The organism is Ruegeria sp. YKSD179 (genome assembly GCF_059612885.1).
Map to the genome: position 1 here is coordinate 1 of NZ_JBXWRL010000127.1, position 1231 is coordinate 1231.

At 57.4% G+C, this 1231-nt stretch carries 1 protein-coding gene; it reads left to right on the forward strand.

The window, feature by feature from the left end:
* Nucleotides 1–67: 67 nt before the first annotated feature.
* Nucleotides 68–1194 (forward strand): IS3 family transposase gene (locus tag AC2FNE_RS24640; protein WP_496806570.1). Its coding sequence is split into 2 segments (ribosomal slippage): nt 68–332 and nt 332–1194, totalling 1128 coding nucleotides; the frame shifts between segments, so codons are not numbered across the junction.
* Nucleotides 1195–1231: the final 37 nt, after the last annotated feature.

The following is a 1231-nucleotide window of genomic DNA, read 5'->3' on the forward strand; positions in this document are numbered from 1 at the left end:
TGGAGTAGCCCCCTGAAAGTGGTCCACCAACTGGGATAGTTTTGTCCCGTAAATTGGAGGATCAGCGATGGCTGGGAAACGAGAAAAGCCCGAAGAGATCGTATCGAAGCTTCGGCAAGTTGAAGTTCTGCAAGGACAAGGGATGACGATTGCCGAGGCTGTGCGTCGGATTGGCGTGACGCAGCAGACGTTCTATCGATGGCGCAAGCTCTATGGCGGGATGGGTCGCTCGCAGCTCAAACGGTTGAAAGAACTTGAGAAGGAGAACCAGCGGCTGCGGCGGGCAGTGTCCGATCTGACGCTGGATAAATTGATCCTGACGGAAGCTGCGAAGGGAAACTTCTGAGCCCTTCGCGTCGCCGCAAGTGCATCGACCATGTGAGGCAGGTGCTCGGTGTATCAGAACGCCGCGCCTGCCGCGCGCTTGGTCAGCACCGATCCACGCAACGCAAAGTACCGCAAGGCCGGGCCGATGAACAACGTCTAACCGATGACATCATTGAACTGGCCGACCAGTACGGGCGCTATGGCTACCGAATGGTCACCGGCCTGCTCAACAACGCGGGCTGGTGCGTGAACCACAAGCGCGTGGAACGGATATGGCGACGCGAAGGGCTGAAGGTTCCGCAAAAGCAGAAGAAAAAGGGGCGGCTCTGGCTGAACGATGGCTCCTGCGTACGGCTCCGGCCAGAACGCCCCAACCACGTCTGGTCCTACGACTTCGTCCAGGATCGCACCACTGACGGACGTGTCTATCGGATGCTCAACATTATCGACGAATACACCAAGGAGGCGCTCATGATCCGCGTTGATCGCAAGCTCAACTCAACGGACGTACTGGACGCGCTGACTGACCTGTTCATCCTGCGCGGCCCGCCGGAATACATAAGGTCGGACAATGGGCCGGAATTTATCGCTCAGAAGGTTCGGGACTGGATTGCCGCTGTAGGCTCGAAAACTGCCTATATCGAACCAGGCAGCCCGTGGGAAAATGGATACTGCGAAAGCTTCAATGCCAGATTCCGCGACGAACTGCTGAACGGCGAAATCTTCTACAGCTTGCGGGAGGCCCAAATCCTGATCGAAAGATGGCGCATTCACTACAATACCGTCAGGCCGCACAGCTCACTGGGATATCGACCGCCTGCTCCGGAAAGCATCGTGCCGATGGACCAAACGGCCACGATGCACTAACAATCAAACCGGACCACCCGTTGGGGGCAAACCAGGA